The organism is Enterococcus sp. DIV2379 (assembly GCF_050542965.1).
In the GTDB taxonomy this organism is placed as follows: Bacteria; Bacillota; Bacilli; order Lactobacillales; family Enterococcaceae; genus Enterococcus_D; species Enterococcus_D entomosocium.
In genome coordinates, this window is record NZ_CP172938.1 from 118,355 (window position 1) to 133,440 (window position 15,086).

Sequence of the window (15,086 nt, forward strand, 5' to 3'; positions counted from 1 at the left end):
GCCATGGATACAATAGACGGGGTAAAAAAAGCAGCGATTCTTCTGATTTCTCTAGGATCAGATACCTCTGCAAAGATCATGAAGCTGCTGCCAGAATCATTTATACAAAAAGTGAGCTATGAGATCGCCAACATCGACTTTGTCAGTCCCGAAGAGCGGGATCAAGTGTTGGAGGAATTTTCTCATACCGCAACGGCCCGCAAATATGTCTTAGACGGCGGGATCGATTATGCCAAAAATTTGCTGAACCAAGCATTAGGCCCTCAAAAAGCCAAAGAAGTCATTGACGTATTGACTCAGATTCAGCTGCGGGAACGGCCCTTTAATATCGCTCGCAAAGCCGATGTTCAACAGTTGACCAATCTGTTGATCGGCGAACATCCACAAACGGTAGCGCTGATTTTGTGCTACATGCAGCCGGACAAAGCGGCCAGCGTCTTGTCACAGTTTCCCGATCATTTGCAAGTGGAGATCGCTGAACGGATCGGGACGATCTCCAGTACGTCGCCTTTGGTGATCGAACGGATTGAAAAAGTGATCGAGAACAAATTCTCGAATTACATTGAGAACGATACGGAAAATGTCGGTGGTGTGCATACACTGGTAGAAATCTTGAACTCAGTCAGCCGCAGCACTGAAAAGAACATTTTGAACGACTTGGAAAAGCGGCAACCGGAACTATCCAACGAAGTGAAATCAAGCTTGTTTACTTTCGAGGATATCGTGACCCTCGATCGCTTGGATGTTCAAAAAGTCTTGCGAGATGTTCAAAACGATGTCTTAGTCTTAGCGCTTAAAGGCACGACCGACGACATCAAGAACTTTATTTTCTCCAACCTCTCATCACGGGCGGTGGAAAATCTGCAAGAAGAAATTCAATTTATGGGTCCTACCCGCTTGTCTGCTGTAGAAGAAGCCCAACAAAGTGTGGTGGCTGTGATTCGACGGCTAGATGAAACCGGTGAGATCTACATCGGAAGGGGCGACCAAGATGCAGTGGTCAAATAGCAGTTTATTGAAGCAGCAGGCGGTCAAAACGACTGAAGCTGCTCGCAGTATTTTGACGGATACGACCATCAAAGCGCCGATTGAGAAACCGAGCTTAGACCCAGAACTGCAAGCGGCTAGACGTGCACGCCAGTTGGAGCAGGAACGGCATCTGCAGCAAATGGAAGCCTTGAAACAGCAAATCTTGACCGATGCACAAGCGCAAGCGGCGCAAATTCTAGCAGAAGCGAGAACGGAAGGCTTTCAAGCAGGACAAGCAGACGGCTTTCAACAAGGCTATCAAGAAGGACTCAATGCCAGCAAAGAAGCCGCGCAAGCATTGATGACACAAGCCCAAGCCAATGTCGCTGAAGCCGTTTCTGAAATCAACACCTTTCGCTCAGAGAAAAAGCAAGAAATGATCGCTTACGGCACGGCAATCGCCGAAGCCTTGATCAATCAACGTTTTACAGACGAGCAAGCAGGCTTTCTGCCTTTTGTGGAGTCTGTGCTATGGCAATTTGAACAACCCGATCAATTTGTGACTATTCGCAGCCAAGAGCAGCATCTTGCAGGGTTGCGAGAATTGTTGGAAACCAAAAAACAGACGATCAGCGGGTTTCGCTATTTACTCATGGCAGATGATAGCTTGGCGGAACACGATTTTTGTATCGAATCTGAAAATGCCTTGGTGGTTTTTGAACTGAGGAAAGAAATCGCTCGCTTTTTGAGCCAATTTCTAGAAAGCAGTGTGAAGGAATGACGTTTGAATTACCGATCACAGCGCTGCGCAAAACAGCGCAAGCACAGCCGTTCTTTACCACTTACGGCAAAGTCAGCGAAGTCGTAGGTCTGCTGATCAAAGTCGAAGGGTTGTCAGTTTTCATAGGAGAAATCTGTGAAGTCGCACTGCAAAACAAGACTCATACAGCTTTAGCCGAAGTCGTGGGCTTTGTGAAAAAAACCGTGCTCCTGATGCCCCTTGATCAGCTAGAAGGCATCGGACCGGGCTGTTTAGTGCGGCCAACTGGCAAATCGTTGACGGTAAAAATCGATGATACGCTGCTAGGGCACACCTTAGATGGACTAGGGCGACCGTTAGATATGGCGCTGGATCTGGAAACTGCGTCAGAATATCCAGTTAGTCAAGATTCTCCTGATCCCTTTCGTCGTCAAAAAATCGCTGAGATCATGCCGACAGGTGTCCGGGCGATCGATGGTCTTTTGACCGTCGGCCTTGGCCAACGGATCGGCATTTTTGCTGGCAGCGGGGTCGGTAAGAGTACCTTATTGGGGATGCTGGCTCGTTATTGCGAAGCAGATGTCATCGTGATCGGCTTGATCGGCGAGCGAGGACGAGAAGTCAAAGAATTTATTGAAAATGATCTAGGCCCAGAAGGCTACCGCAAGTCGGTCGTTGTCTGTGCTACCTCCGATATGCCACCCCTTGTACGACTAAAAGGGGCTCATGTGGCAACGGCGATCGCTGAGTATTACCGCGATCAAGGCAAGAAAGTCGTATTGATGATGGATTCGGTGACCCGTTTTGCGATGGCGCAGCGGGAGATCGGTTTATCAACAGGTGAACCACCGACGACCAAAGGCTATACCCCTTCTGTGTTTACAGCTTTACCGAAGTTGTTAGAGCGCAGTGGGATGTCTGACAAAGGCTCGATCACTGCCTTTTATACCGTCTTGGTAGAAGGTGATGACATGAATGAACCGATCGCTGATGCGGTGCGGGGGATTCTTGACGGTCATATTCTGTTGTCACGGAAAATCGCCGCTCAAAATCATTATCCTGCCATCGATATTCAAAACAGCCTCAGCCGTTTGATGAAGACCCTCGTTTCTGAGGAACAGCATGAACATGCGGGGGAACTAAAAGAAAACATGGCCGTTTATGCAGAGGCCAAGGATTTGATCGATATCGGTGCTTACAAAAGCGGCAGTAATGCGTTGACCGACCAAGCGATCGCGTTGCATCACCCCATCCTACGGTTTTTACAGCAAAAAGTGGATGAGCGGATCCCATTTGAACAAACGATTTTTGAATTGGCGCATTTGTTCAGTGAAGAAGCGCTGATCGAGCGCCAGCGTTCGACCATGTAAAACAGATCATAAAGGAGCAACCATGCAAGCATTTCACTTTTCCTTAGAAAAAGTATTGGATCACCGAAAAACCATTGAGCAAGAAGCTAAACGAGCGTACGCCCAAAAACAGCAATTGTTGATTCAGCAAGAACAGCACCTGAACACGCTGGCACAGGAAAAAGCCCAGCTTTTTGATGTCAATGAAATGACCATTGGGCGGATGCAAGTGCAGCAACGCTATTTGCTTGCTTTGAATGCCACCATCGATGAGGTTCAGAACAAAATGTTTCACGTGAAGCAAGAATTGGCAGAGTCTTTATCGGTAGTGGTAGAAGCGCAGCAGGAACGCAAGATCGTGGAAAAACTGCGAGAAAAACAATTTGCTGAATACACCTATGAACAGCAATTGGAAGAGCAAAAACAATTGGATGAGTTCGGCAATCGCGCCTTATTTTCTTAAAGAACTAATGTTTTAGTGATGAGATGACCTTGGTTTTAAAGCATCAGCTGAGAGGAGGTGAACAATGAAAGAGATCACAACAAGTGCCGCAACCGCTGTACCTGTCGGTAGCAAATCAAAAAAGATGGAGGCGTCACCAGAGGTCTTCAGTTTGATGATGCGACAGCTGACAGTTCAAGCAGGCAGCAACCTGCCAGCCCCTATCGAAACATCAGGGATGACGGAGCAAATCGCCGCCGCACCAGAAATGGGTACGGCCAGCAGTATGGAACATCTGCCGCAGGAGTCAGAAATCACTTCAGCAGCTGAACAATCTGCAACGACGCAAGCGCCAGAAATGAGCCAGATCAGCCAGACACCTTTTGCAGGCTTGGTTCAGGAAGCGGCACAGGCATCAATGGTAACGACGGAGCAGAACCAAACAAGCGCCACAGCAGCTTTAGCACCAATAGACGTAGCCACCACAGTCATCGACCCCTCCGAGTCTACGCTTGAAGGTCTGGATTTGATGACAAATGACAGAAGTGAAGCCGCAGCACCAACGCTTGAAACGCCTTTGCCAGAAGACTTAGTAGGCGAAGAGCAGTCCACGGCAAAAGGGATCGCGACTTTCAAGGAAATCGATTCAGTAACAAAAGCCGCGATTGCGCAGACGACAGAAGCACAGCTGAAACAGTCCACCGAAGGGACCGCTCAATTGGGCCAAACGGGACCATTGGATCAAGTGTCGCCAGTGACCCACCAAGCGACGGATACGACTAGCACCTTGCAAAGCACGAAGGAAACAGTCGCCAAAAATACGGAAGCTGTTTCTGCACAAGCCATTGCTTTTTCGGCAGTAACCGACAATGAAATGGCGACACCAGCACTGCAACTGCTTGATGTTTCTCCCCTTTTGAGCAAGCAAGGACTAGCGCCAACAAAAGCGAGTATGGAGCAAGCGGCTCTGCCCTTAGCAAAAGCGACTGCCCAACTCGTCCAAACGAGCAGCACGTCAAGCGAGAAAAAAATCACGTTGCAATTCGTTCCCGAGAAATTAGGCACGATCCAGCTTTCTCTAGAAACGAATGCCCAAGGCAGCCGCTTAGAACTGACCGTTCAGCAGCCGCAAGCCAAAGAATTATTGCTGTCCATCAAGCATGAGCTAGAGCAAGTTTTGCAAAAGCAAGAGCAGCCGATCCTAGCAATCAAAGAACCTACGTTAGCTTCTGTCCAGCAGGCTGGTCCGCTGTCAAATCAATCCTTTGCCGGCAGTATGATGGCAAGTGACAGTCAGTTAAACCAACAGCGTTTTTTACAGGCTCAAAAAGGACAAAGCAAAAAGCCATTTCATCAAAGCAATACGGTTGAAGAAGAGCAGCAATTAGCACCGATCGATCATGCGATCAGTATTTTAGTGTAAAGGAGGAGACCTATGGCAGATGAAATTACAGCAGCTGCGGCCGGTATTGCCAATACATCGGCATTAACGCAAACAAAAAAATCTTCAGATATCTCCATGGATGATTTTTTGAAGATCTTAGCAGCATCTATGAGCAACCCATCGATGGGAGGCAGCGATTCTTCTGGTGGTGGTAGCACCGACTATATCTCGCAACTGGTTCAATTTACGACCTTAGAGAGCTTGAATGAATTGAGCGAAACGTTGACGACCTCGGTGATTTTACAGCAACAGCAGCAAGCTTTTAGCTTGATCAATAAACAAGTCACTCTGATGGACGGCACAGAAACATTGTCAGGAACCATCGAAAAGGTCCGCTTTGCCAATGGCTACGCCACGATCGTCGTAAATGGCAAAGAATACAGTATGAGTGCGATCCAAGAGATTGGCGGCGAAGCAAAATGAGTTTGACGATTCAACAGGGGCTGCAAAAAGTTGCCGGGGAGCCTTATCAAAATCCCCGCAAAGCCGTGGACAAACAAGCCTTCTCTTCAATGCTTGAACAAAAACAAAACGACATCAAAGTCTCGCACCATGCGCAAAAGCGTTTGACCGCAAGGGAATTGACCTTACAAGACGATGATTACCAATCCCTTTCAACGGCGCTTAGCGAGCTAGCGGAAAAAGGCAGCAAAGAATCACTGCTTGTTTACAAAGATATGGGCTTGATCGCCGATGTCCATTCACGAACCATCATTACGGCGATGGGGATGAATGAGCTTCACACCGTCACCAATATTGACAGCGCCACATTTATCAAATAGCAGCTGGACTGAAAAGGGGCTGCAAGTATTTTCTGAATGACAGAGGAAAATACGTCAACCATAAGGAGGAAAATAAGCATGTTACGATCATTATATTCAGGTGTCAGTGGAATGAAAAATCTTCAAACGAAAATGGACGTGGTTTCAAATAATATCGCCAACGTCAATACGGTTGGGTTCAAATCAAGTCGAGTCCTTTTCCAAGACATGATGAGCCAAACGATGTCTAACGCAACTGCACCAGGCAACGGCTTAGGCGGGATCAATGCAACGCAGATCGGTTTAGGGGTTCAGACGGGCTCCATCGATACCATCAATACAGTCGGTGCCCCGCAATCGACTGGCCGCAGCATGGATTTTTATATCAGCGGACAAGGCTACTTTATGGTACAAGGACCAGGAGCAAATGGCGAAACCTATTACACACGAGATGGCGCATTTGTTCGCGACAGCAACGGAACCTTGACCAATAGTGATGGGATGCAAGTCTTAGGTCGTTCAGTCAATGGCGGTCAACCAGTTGTCTATGATGACAACTTTGATGAAAACACGGCATTGAGCGGACAAGGTGCGGTATCTCCCTTGTCGATCCCAAGCACACTGACCGTCAATGGGGAAACCTTGACCTATAACTCCATGGCAATCGATGCCAATGGCTTAGTGTTGGCAAAATACGGCAATCAAACCTTTGTGATGGGAAAAGTCGGTGTCGCAACCTTCAATAACCCAGAAGGCTTAGAAAAAGTCGGCGGCAACAACTATATCCAAACCAGCAACTCAGGAAATGCGATCGTTGCAGGCCCCGGCAATAATGGAGCGGGAACGCTGCAAGCAGGTGCCTTGGAAATGTCGAATGTCGATCTTTCGACAGAATTTACCGAAATGATCATTGCGAGCCGTGCCTATCAAGCAAATTCAAGAAGTATTACGACTTCTGATGAAATGCTGCAAGAATTATTGAATCTAAAACGTTAAGAACGTGACGCTTCATCATTGAGAGGAGTTTGACCATGATTCTAGTGACCGCATTGAATGGCAAGCCATTCTATTTAAATCCAACATTGATTTATCGGATCGAAGAAATGCCGGATACATTGATCACACTGACAGACGGCAAAACCTTAGTGGTGACGGAAGCTGCGCAAGAAGTTGCGCAGCGGGTGATCGAGTATCATACGGTGATCCATTCGAACCAAGTGAAAACGTAAGGGTGGGAAAGATGGCAAAAGAAGAAAAAGTACCAAAAGCAGAAAAAGAGAAAAAAGGCTTGAACATGGTTGTTTTACTGCCGATCCTCTTGATCGTGGTAGTCGGCGGCAGTATCGGCGGAACCTTAGTGACGAATCACTTTTTGACGGGGGAAAAAACAGCAGCTGCTGAAACAGCAAAAGACAGCAGCAAAATCTCCTCAGACGAAGCGATCGTGGCATTGGATGAATTTTTAGTCAATCTGGCAAAAGAAGACAACCAAGAGCAGCAATACATGAAGGTCAATTTATCGATTTTAGTGGCGGATGAGGAAAAAAGCGCGGAAGCCACGAAAAATGTGGCTGTCATTCGTGACAGCGTCGTAAACTTATTGCGCCAACAAAAGGCCAGCGGTATTTTGAGCTCCGCCGAAAGTGTACCGAATTTAAAAAAAGCATTGAAAGAAACAATTAATCAGGAATACGGATCAGAAATCGCCAAGGATGTTTATGTGACGGATTTAGTGATCCAATAGAAAGAGGCATGTTGATGGAAACATTTTTATCGCTGGTCAAAATGATTGGGTTTTTGCTGCTTATTCTTTATTTGATCAACATTAGTTTGAAATATTTGAATCGTTACACGAACCAGCACAATCACCAGTTGCGTATTTTGCAAAAAATCGCCGTCAGCAAGTCGTCTTCGATCGGGATCGTCCAAATCATGGACAAATGTTACGTCATGAGCTTTTCTGAACAGCAAAATCAGATCATCAAAGAGTTGACGCAAGAAGAAACGGCCGCTTTTTTACAGCAAAGCCTAGAAAGCACCCAAGTGCAAGCTGGCAAAGATTTTTCTGAATGGCTAAACAAAGCCAAGGCGGAAATTGCTGGAAAACGAGGCAAGCAAAAATGAAGATCAAAGGCAGAGATATCAAGATCATGGCTGCGGTCCTTTTCAGCAGTCTGATGCTTCCGCAGACGGCATTTGCGCTAGACACGGAAGACGTCAGTTCCACCATCAACAATTTATTGTCGAATGGGAATGGCTCAAGTGATACGATCAATACTTTCTTGTTGCTGACGCTGCTTTCCCTTTTACCAGTCTTGCTGATCATGATGACTTCTTTTACTCGTATCATCATGGTTTTGTCCTTTGTGCGCAGTTCGTTAGGTACACAGCAAAACCCGCCCAATCAAGTGTTGATCGGGTTGGCCTTATTCTTGACATTTTTTATTATGAAACCTGTGTATACCGACGTCTATCAGCAAGCGATTGAACCGTTTGATCGACAAGAGATCAGCCAAGCCGAAGCCTTTGACCGCTCAGAAAAACGGATCAAGGCCTTTATGATGGTACAGACACGGGAAAAAGACATTGCCTTGTTTGCGGAAGCTGATGGGGAGACCGAAAAGTATCATTCTTCTGACGATGTTCCTCTGACCGTTATGGTACCGGCGTTTATTATCAGTGAGTTACGAACGGCTTTCAGTATCGGCTTTTTGATTTTTATCCCCTTTTTGATCATTGATCTGGTCGTCTCTAGTATCTTGATGTCGATGGGGATGATGATGCTGTCGCCGATCATGATCTCACTGCCCTTCAAGATCTTACTTTTTGTTTTAGTGGATGGCTGGTATCTGATCGTGGAGTCGCTGATCAAGAGCTTTCAATAGCCGCTAAGAAAGGAGCCAAGAGGAAATGACAGTAGAAATGGTACTTGATGTGCTAAGGGAAGCCTTTCTTCGAATTTTAGCGATATCTGGCCCTGCCTTATTGGTCGGCATGCTCGTTGGATTGGTGATCAGTATTTTTCAAGCCACTACCCAAATCCAAGAACAAACGTTGAGCTTTGTGCCGAAACTATTAGCGATTTTTTTGACCTTGATCTTGGCGGGGAATTTTATGCTGAATCTCTTGTTGAATTTTACCAAAATGATCTTCAAAATGATTGCGGCAATGTAAGGAGGAAACCTGATGGCGACGATTCAAGCGACGGTGTTGATTTTTTGTCGAATATTGGCGTTTGTCGTCCTTTGTCCGATCTTCTCACAGCAAAATTTTCCGTCACTGGCAAAAATCGTGATCGGCATGGCGTTGACGGTCCTATGTCTGCCGACGGCACCTGCAATTCCCGAGCTTTCCCTCTTTATGCTGACGGTTTTCGTCATCAAAGAAGTACTGTTTGGGATGGCGATGGGCTATTTGAGCCAGCTGGTCTTTACCGGTGTGGAAATTGCGGGCCAATTGATCGACTTTCAAGTAGGCTTTTCGATGGCGCAAGCCTATGATCCGACGTTGCAAATCGCCTCTTCCCAGTATGGCAAAACGTACTATTGGCTGACGATCGCTGTGTTTTTTGGTCTTGATCTGCATCATCGACTGATCACAGCACTGCTGTTGTCTTTTCGGATCGTGCCCTTAGGCTCTGTGGTGATCCAAGGCACGACGGTTGAAGGCATCGTCAAACTTTTCAGCCAAATGATGGTGATGGCAGTCAATCTTGCGGCACCAATGATCATTGCACTACTGTTGGTGGACCTCGTGCTAGGTGTGATCTCTCGTTCGATCCCCCAGATCAATATTTTGATGATGAGTCTCTCGATGAAAACTGCCATCAGTTTTGTGGTGTTTCTCTTGCTATTACCCAATGTCCTTTCGTACTTAGGCAAACACTTGCCAGATACGGTCCGCTACTTGCAGGAGTTTATCGAGTCCTTTCAATAAAGTAACAGGCAACCAGCAGGAGGTGAGAAGATGGCAGAAAAAGATGGCAAAACCGAGCTACCCAGTGCCAAGCGGCTGCGGGATGCCCGCAAACGCGGGGAGGTACCTAAGACCCAGGAATTAGCAGCTGCTGTTTCGCTGCTGGTCTTCTCATTTTTGATCCTGTCTTTATGGCAGTTTTTCGCCGCTTCTTTTTTGCCTTATTTTTCCCAAAGTTTGGCGCAGCTGGCTGATTATCAAACCAGTTTGGCGGATCTGCCAAAACTGGGGGTGCAGAGTATCTTGCTGCTGCTTTTGTTGTGTGCGCCCGTCTTTCTGGTTGCGCTCGGAGTCGGGCTTATCACGAATTATGCCCAAGTCGGTCTGTTGTTTTCCGGCAAGGCCATCAAACCAGATTTTAAAAAGCTGAACCCCATCAGCGGGATCAAGCAGCAATTCAGTTTGCGCTCGTTGATGAATTTAGGCAAAACATTGGCGAAATTCGGCGTGATCGTCTACTTGTGCTATCAACAATTTTTAGCCGCCGTCCCTGTTTTACTGGGTTTGAGTGAAGTGGGGTTGGAAAAAACGATCCTGTTCATGCTGCTGCGGGCCAAAGAATTGTTTTTACAGATTTCGATTTTCTTGATCATTTTAGCCGTAGTCGACTACGGCTACCAGCGCTATAGCCATCGTAAGAACTTGATGATGAGCAAGCAGGAAGTCAAAGAAGAGTTCAAGCAAATGGAAGGTGATCCGCAAGTCAAAGCACAGCGCAAAGCGAAGTACCGTGCGATGACCCAAAATGCCATCGCCAACGTCAAAGAAGCGACGGTTTTGATCACCAATCCGACCCATTTCGCCATTGCGATTCGTTACGATGCCAGTAGTGAAGGGGTGCCGCGGGTCCTGGCCAAAGGGGCAGATCAGCTGGCGCAGCGGATGAAAGCAGAAGCCCTGAAAGAAAATATCCCACAGATCGAAAACCGTGAAGTGGCACGGGCCCTTTATCGTCAAGTAGAACCCGGGGATCTGATCCCTGTTGAAATGTATGAAGCCATTGCCGAAATCATCGCTTTGGTCTATCAGTTAGAAGAAAGCCAACTCGGCAAGATTTAAGGAAACAGGAGGAACAAAAATGAATGAGGCTGCCTCAAAACCGAAAAAAGGCATTGGTCTGGCGGATATCTTAATCTCGGTGATCGTCCTAGCTATTATTGGTTTGATTATTATTCCATTACCGAGTGCATTATTAGATATTTTGATCATTATCAATTTGACGATTGCGATCAACATTTTACTGATCACCCTGTTTACCAAATCAGTGTTGGAATTCACTACGTTTCCAACCTTGCTGCTGATCACAACGATGTTTCGTTTAGGTTTGAACCTATCTTCCACTCGTTTGATCTTGACCCAAGGAAATGGCGGACACGTGATCGATGCCTTTGCCAATGTCGTTGCCGGCAGCAATTATATCGTGGGGATCATTTTGTTCGTGATCATCATGGTCGTTCAGCTAGTCGTCGTGACCAATGGTGCAGGGCGTGTCTCAGAGGTGACTGCTCGATTCACATTGGATGCGATGCCCGGCAAGCAAATGGCGATCGATTCCGACCTAAATGCCGGTTTGATCACAGAAGCGGATGCCCGCAAACGACGAAAAGATCTGCAGCGAGAAGCTGATTTCTTTGGTTCGATGGATGGTGCCAGCAAGTTTGTCAAAGGGGATGCGATCGCAGGGATCTTGATCACTGTCATCAATTTAGTTGGTGGGGCGATCATTTTCTCCATGGGCGGACAAATGACCGTCATGGAAGCCTTCGCCCAATTCGGGAAACTGGCGATCGGGGATGGCTTGGTCAGCTCGATTCCCTCTTTACTGATTTCGATTGCTTCTGGGGTGATCGTGACTCGTTCCGATAACGATAGTTCCTTTGGCTTGGATATTGCGGCAGATGTGATGCGTAATCCCCAACTGTTTCGGATCGTGGGGGCAATTCTCTTCGTTTTAGCCTTAGTTCCCGGGTTTCCTTTTGTGCCTTTTGTGTTGATTGGCTTAGGCCTTTTCGCAGCCAGCTTTCTGGTGACGCAAAAAGAAGAAAAGCAGCGAGTGGAACAAAAACAATGGGAACAAAAACTGGCACTGGAACGCAAAAAAGAAGCACAGGAAGAAGACGATTCCGTGGCTTCCTTCCAAGTGGAACCAATCTCAGTGGAAATCGGTTATGGTTTGATCCCTATCGTGGATAGTTCGATCGACAACAGCTTGATGAACCGCATCGTGGCGATCCGTAAACAGAGTGCCAGAGAATTAGGGATCTTAGTCAGTCCCGTTCGTATTCGCGACAATCTCTATTTGGATGCCAATGATTACGTGATCAAGATCCGCGGCAATGAAGTCGGCCGCGGCGATATTTACCCGAACAAAGTCATGGTGATCAGCCCGAATGAAGAGCCATTTCCTTTTCAAGGAATCACAACAAAAGAACCAGCCTTTCATCTGGATGCTATGTGGATCGATGAATCCGATAAGGAGATGGCGGATCTGCAAGGGTTTACGATTATCGAGCCGTTGACCGTGATCGCAACACACTTAAAAGAAATCATCTATGCCCATGCACCAGAGCTGTTAGGTCGCCAAGAAGTCAAGAAATTATTGGAGGGCATCAAAGAGCAGTACAATGTCGTGATCGATGAATTGATCCCCGATATTTTGCGGCTCGGCGAGGTCCAAAAAGTTTTACAAAATTTATTGGATGAACAAATTCCCATCAATGACTTAGCAACGATCTTAGAAACCTTAGCCGATTACGGCGTTGTCACGAAAGACGTAGAAGTTTTGACAGAATATGTTCGCCAAGCACTGAAACGGACGATCGCTGCCAAGTATGCCAATGAAAACCACGAGCTGCAAGTGGCGGTGATCCAGCCGAAACTAGAAGAAATCATCGCTCAAAGTATCCAAAAAACCGCAACTGGCTCGTACCCGGTCTTAAAACCAGATACCGTGACCAAGCTGTTGGATTCCATCAGTGGGATCCAACATGCGGCGATCGCTCAAAATATCAATTTCGTGATTCTGGCATCGCCTAAGATCCGGTTAGCATTCAAAAAAATGATCGTTTTTAATTTTCCAGATATCGCCGTTCTTTCTCTGAATGAGATTCCCAATGAAATTGCGATCGAAACGGTGGGCAGTATTGACATTTAAGCAGAATTTTCTTAGGAAGGGGCATCGCCGATGTATGAAGTCGATCGAGAAGCGGAGATCATCAAGTATCTGCCGCTAGTGGAACGGGTGGTTCAGCGCCTGTCTATCAAAACCGCCGATTATGAATCAGGCGATCTCTACAATATTGGGGTGATTGGGCTGATGGATGCCTTGCGGAAATTCGATCCCTCAAAAAAAGTTCCTTTTGAAAGCTATGCAGCGATTCGTATCAAAGGGGCAATTATTGATGAAGTACGCAAGCACGCCAAAATCTCCCGATACAAAATGGCGGCAGTCAATCAGTTTTATCAAGCACGGCAAGAGTTGGAGCAAAGCCTCAAAAGAGAAGCGACCGACACCGAGATCTGCAAACAGCTGGGAATCAACCAAAGTCAATTAGCGGATATTTATGAGAGTCTGCACTACTTAGCCAGCGTCTCTTTGGAAGATACCTTGTTTGCTTACCAAGAAGAAGGCATGACCTTAAAAGATATGGTTCGGGATCCAGCCGAAAATGTCGAAGAGACCTTGGTCGCTGAAGAAAAACGCACCGCCTTGGTGGCGTGCATCAAAAAATTAGGGGAACGAGAACAATTGATTTTAAGTTTGTACTATACCGAGGAACTGACGTTAAAAGAAATCGCTGAAATCTTAGAAGTCTCGATTCCACGAGTTTCACAAATTCACGGCAAAACGATTGCCAAATTGCGCACATTGATTGAGGAGGAACTGGCATGATTCGAGGATTGGATGTCTTATCACGGAACATTTCATTATTACAAAAGCGACAAGAGACGACGAGCGGCAATATTGCCAATGTCAATACAACAGGGTATCAAGCAAAAACCTTGTTCCAGTCGGCGCTAGATGAAGTGGCGCTGCATAATTACCAAAGCGGGCCCAATGCGGATACTCGTCGCGATATCGGTGGGTTGTCTTTAGGGACCCAATTGGCAGGCAGTACCATCAGTCAAGACCAAGGCGCTGTCAAACAGACGGGACAAGCCAGTGATTTTGCACTGCTTTCCGAAGGCTACTTTGTCGTTCAAAACAATGCGGGGCAGCGGTTGTATACGAGAAATGGCGACTTTACCGTCAATCAGCAGAATCAATACGTAACACAAGAAGGCTATCTTGTCTTAGGTGCCAATGGACAAGCAGTCAGCGCCTTGGGACCAGCGAACTTTCAGATCCAAACATTTCCCCCAGAAGCATTGACTACAGCTGGTCAAAACTATGTGACTAGCAACGCAGCAGGAACCACGGTGAATGCACCCGTGATCCAGCAAGGTGCCTTAGAACAAGCCAATGTAGCGGTTGCCGATGAAATGGTGGCGATGATCCAGACTTCTCGCGAATTTGAAGCCAATCAGAAAGCCTTGAGTTCAACGAATCAGACATTGCAAAAAGCGGTCAACGAATTAGGAAAGATTTGAGGATGAGTCAATGAATATCAGTGGATTATTAGGAATCAGCCGTTCTGGGTTGAATCATTTGCAGACAAACTTAGACACGACAGCCAACAACATCGCCAACGTCAATACCAATGGCTACCAAGCACAAACGACCCATTTTCAAGCATTGATGGAAAATGCCATCGGTGCAGAAGAAACGCTATTTAATGGCAACGCCGCCCAATATGGTGCGTCAATGGGGGCAAAAGCGACTACGACTACCAGTTTTGCCCAAGGCAATCTGGCGGGCACTGCTCAGCCATTAGATCTCGCGATCCAAGGCAACGGCTTTTTCGGGGTCCGGGACCAAACTGGTCAATTGCTGCTGAGTCGAGCAGGCAATTTTCATTTAAGTGAGAACAAGCAATTAGTCAATAGTGAAGGGTACCCTGTGGCAATGACCACAAACGTACCAACCCCTCAGTGGCCAGATGTGCAGCAAATCGCAATAGATGCCAGCGGTCAGCTGACGACGGAAGAAAATGGTCAGACTCGCGTGTTGGGGCAGCTGACCCTTTATCAGCCGACGAATACAGAAAACATCACGCCAGTGGGCAACCAACTGTACCGTGCCGGTGATCAAGCGTTGCTTACTTCGCAAACCAATCCAGCAGCCTTTGGCAGCGTCTTGCAAGGACAGTTAGAACAGTCGACGGTGGATCTAGCGACGTCCATGACAGACTTGTTAACGACCCAGCGTGCGTATGGATTGAATACGAAGGCCATGCAAACTGCTGATGAGATGTGGTCCGTGATCAATCGTTTTACAGATTAGAGG

The 15,086-nt window shown here is 46.9% G+C and carries 19 protein-coding genes; all 19 read left to right on the forward strand.

The window, feature by feature from the left end; translation table 11 throughout:
* Window positions 1–3 precede the first annotated feature (3 nt).
* The 19 genes from fliG to IGI92_RS00620 all read left to right on the forward strand — a co-directional run bounded on the left by fliG (window position 4) and on the right by IGI92_RS00620 (window position 15,083).
* Window positions 4–1,008 (forward strand): flagellar motor switch protein FliG, encoded by a 1,005-nt coding sequence (fliG, locus tag IGI92_RS00530; RefSeq protein WP_005226586.1) that lies wholly within the window; start codon window positions 4–6, stop codon window positions 1,006–1,008.
* A complete protein-coding gene (locus IGI92_RS00535; RefSeq protein WP_430607614.1) occupies window positions 992–1,750 on the forward strand; it encodes a hypothetical protein in 759 nt (252 codons plus the stop codon). Before fliG ends, IGI92_RS00535 begins: the two co-directional genes overlap by 17 nt.
* Window positions 1,747–3,099, forward strand: a complete 1,353-nt coding sequence (gene fliI / locus IGI92_RS00540) for a flagellar protein export ATPase FliI (RefSeq protein ID WP_008376625.1) — start codon at window positions 1,747–1,749, stop codon at window positions 3,097–3,099. The genes IGI92_RS00535 and fliI overlap by 4 nt, the downstream gene beginning before the upstream one ends.
* Before the next feature lie 22 nt (window positions 3,100–3,121).
* Window positions 3,122–3,541 carry a flagellar export protein FliJ gene (fliJ, locus tag IGI92_RS00545; RefSeq protein WP_005232789.1) on the forward strand — a complete coding sequence of 140 codons (420 nt, stop codon included), beginning with the start codon at window positions 3,122–3,124 and terminating at the stop codon, window positions 3,539–3,541.
* Window positions 3,542–3,605: 64 nt separating this feature from the next.
* The gene (locus tag IGI92_RS00550; protein ID WP_005232788.1) at window positions 3,606–4,943 is read left to right on the forward strand and encodes a flagellar hook-length control protein FliK; all 1,338 of its coding nucleotides are present in this window, start codon (window positions 3,606–3,608) and stop codon (window positions 4,941–4,943) included.
* 12 nt (window positions 4,944–4,955) lie between these two features.
* Entirely contained in the window at window positions 4,956–5,387 is a 432-nt protein-coding gene (locus tag IGI92_RS00555; RefSeq protein ID WP_003129052.1) for a flagellar hook capping FlgD N-terminal domain-containing protein, read from the forward strand.
* A complete protein-coding gene (locus tag IGI92_RS00560; protein WP_005232787.1) occupies window positions 5,384–5,746 on the forward strand; it encodes a hypothetical protein in 363 nt (120 codons plus the stop codon). Before IGI92_RS00555 ends, IGI92_RS00560 begins: the two co-directional genes overlap by 4 nt.
* 78 nt (window positions 5,747–5,824) lie before the next feature.
* A complete protein-coding gene (locus tag IGI92_RS00565) occupies window positions 5,825–6,721 on the forward strand; it encodes a flagellar hook-basal body complex protein (protein WP_005232786.1) in 897 nt (298 codons plus the stop codon).
* A 35-nt stretch (window positions 6,722–6,756) separates the two neighbouring features.
* Window positions 6,757–6,954, forward strand: coding sequence for a flagellar FlbD family protein (locus tag IGI92_RS00570; RefSeq protein ID WP_005226609.1), 198 nt, complete (start codon window positions 6,757–6,759; stop codon window positions 6,952–6,954).
* An 11-nt stretch (window positions 6,955–6,965) separates the two neighbouring features.
* Window positions 6,966–7,469, forward strand: a complete 504-nt coding sequence (locus tag IGI92_RS00575; protein WP_008376623.1) for a flagellar basal body-associated FliL family protein — start codon at window positions 6,966–6,968, stop codon at window positions 7,467–7,469.
* A 14-nt stretch (window positions 7,470–7,483) separates the two neighbouring features.
* Entirely contained in the window at window positions 7,484–7,849 is a 366-nt protein-coding gene (locus tag IGI92_RS00580) for a flagellar biosynthetic protein FliO (protein WP_008376622.1), read from the forward strand.
* Window positions 7,846–8,610: a flagellar type III secretion system pore protein FliP gene (fliP, locus tag IGI92_RS00585; protein ID WP_005232783.1), complete on the forward strand. Its 765-nt coding sequence runs from the start codon at window positions 7,846–7,848 to the stop codon at window positions 8,608–8,610. The genes IGI92_RS00580 and fliP overlap by 4 nt, the downstream gene beginning before the upstream one ends.
* A gap of 25 nt (window positions 8,611–8,635) precedes the next feature.
* Window positions 8,636–8,899 (forward strand): flagellar biosynthesis protein FliQ, encoded by a 264-nt coding sequence (gene fliQ, locus IGI92_RS00590; RefSeq protein ID WP_005226613.1) that lies wholly within the window; start codon window positions 8,636–8,638, stop codon window positions 8,897–8,899.
* Between the two features lie 12 nt (window positions 8,900–8,911).
* Window positions 8,912–9,661 (forward strand): flagellar biosynthetic protein FliR, encoded by a 750-nt coding sequence (fliR, locus tag IGI92_RS00595; RefSeq protein WP_016619533.1) that lies wholly within the window; start codon window positions 8,912–8,914, stop codon window positions 9,659–9,661.
* Between the two features lie 30 nt (window positions 9,662–9,691).
* Complete coding sequence (locus IGI92_RS00600) at window positions 9,692–10,759, forward strand: EscU/YscU/HrcU family type III secretion system export apparatus switch protein (RefSeq protein ID WP_086372511.1); 1,068 nt, start codon at window positions 9,692–9,694, stop codon at window positions 10,757–10,759.
* A 19-nt stretch (window positions 10,760–10,778) separates the two neighbouring features.
* The gene (gene flhA / locus IGI92_RS00605; protein ID WP_005226622.1) at window positions 10,779–12,854 is read left to right on the forward strand and encodes a flagellar biosynthesis protein FlhA; all 2,076 of its coding nucleotides are present in this window, start codon (window positions 10,779–10,781) and stop codon (window positions 12,852–12,854) included.
* A 30-nt stretch (window positions 12,855–12,884) separates the two neighbouring features.
* The gene (locus tag IGI92_RS00610) at window positions 12,885–13,592 is read left to right on the forward strand and encodes a sigma-70 family RNA polymerase sigma factor (protein ID WP_005226623.1); all 708 of its coding nucleotides are present in this window, start codon (window positions 12,885–12,887) and stop codon (window positions 13,590–13,592) included.
* Window positions 13,589–14,290: a flagellar hook-basal body protein gene (locus IGI92_RS00615; RefSeq protein ID WP_061053556.1), complete on the forward strand. Its 702-nt coding sequence runs from the start codon at window positions 13,589–13,591 to the stop codon at window positions 14,288–14,290. The genes IGI92_RS00610 and IGI92_RS00615 overlap by 4 nt, the downstream gene beginning before the upstream one ends.
* Before the next feature lie 10 nt (window positions 14,291–14,300).
* Complete coding sequence (locus IGI92_RS00620; protein WP_430607618.1) at window positions 14,301–15,083, forward strand: flagellar hook-basal body protein; 783 nt, start codon at window positions 14,301–14,303, stop codon at window positions 15,081–15,083.
* Window positions 15,084–15,086: the final 3 nt, after the last annotated feature.

Coding starts and splice junctions, on each gene's coding strand:
- IGI92_RS00565 (WP_005232786.1), top strand. CDS start 5,825: ATGTTACGATCATTATATTCAGGTGTCAGTGGAATGAAAAATCTTCAA.
- IGI92_RS00610 (WP_005226623.1), top strand. CDS start 12,885: ATGTATGAAGTCGATCGAGAAGCGGAGATCATCAAGTATCTGCCGCTA.
- fliP (WP_005232783.1), top strand. CDS start 7,846: ATGAAGATCAAAGGCAGAGATATCAAGATCATGGCTGCGGTCCTTTTC.
- fliI (WP_008376625.1), top strand. CDS start 1,747: ATGACGTTTGAATTACCGATCACAGCGCTGCGCAAAACAGCGCAAGCA.
- flhA (WP_005226622.1), top strand. CDS start 10,779: ATGAATGAGGCTGCCTCAAAACCGAAAAAAGGCATTGGTCTGGCGGAT.
- fliR (WP_016619533.1), top strand. CDS start 8,912: ATGGCGACGATTCAAGCGACGGTGTTGATTTTTTGTCGAATATTGGCG.
- IGI92_RS00555 (WP_003129052.1), top strand. CDS start 4,956: ATGGCAGATGAAATTACAGCAGCTGCGGCCGGTATTGCCAATACATCG.
- IGI92_RS00615 (WP_061053556.1), top strand. CDS start 13,589: ATGATTCGAGGATTGGATGTCTTATCACGGAACATTTCATTATTACAA.
- IGI92_RS00575 (WP_008376623.1), top strand. CDS start 6,966: ATGGCAAAAGAAGAAAAAGTACCAAAAGCAGAAAAAGAGAAAAAAGGC.
- IGI92_RS00535 (WP_430607614.1), top strand. CDS start 992: ATGCAGTGGTCAAATAGCAGTTTATTGAAGCAGCAGGCGGTCAAAACG.
- IGI92_RS00570 (WP_005226609.1), top strand. CDS start 6,757: ATGATTCTAGTGACCGCATTGAATGGCAAGCCATTCTATTTAAATCCA.
- IGI92_RS00600 (WP_086372511.1), top strand. CDS start 9,692: ATGGCAGAAAAAGATGGCAAAACCGAGCTACCCAGTGCCAAGCGGCTG.
- IGI92_RS00550 (WP_005232788.1), top strand. CDS start 3,606: ATGAAAGAGATCACAACAAGTGCCGCAACCGCTGTACCTGTCGGTAGC.
- IGI92_RS00560 (WP_005232787.1), top strand. CDS start 5,384: ATGAGTTTGACGATTCAACAGGGGCTGCAAAAAGTTGCCGGGGAGCCT.
- IGI92_RS00580 (WP_008376622.1), top strand. CDS start 7,484: ATGGAAACATTTTTATCGCTGGTCAAAATGATTGGGTTTTTGCTGCTT.
- fliG (WP_005226586.1), top strand. CDS start 4: ATGGATACAATAGACGGGGTAAAAAAAGCAGCGATTCTTCTGATTTCT.
- IGI92_RS00620 (WP_430607618.1), top strand. CDS start 14,301: ATGAATATCAGTGGATTATTAGGAATCAGCCGTTCTGGGTTGAATCAT.
- fliJ (WP_005232789.1), top strand. CDS start 3,122: ATGCAAGCATTTCACTTTTCCTTAGAAAAAGTATTGGATCACCGAAAA.
- fliQ (WP_005226613.1), top strand. CDS start 8,636: ATGACAGTAGAAATGGTACTTGATGTGCTAAGGGAAGCCTTTCTTCGA.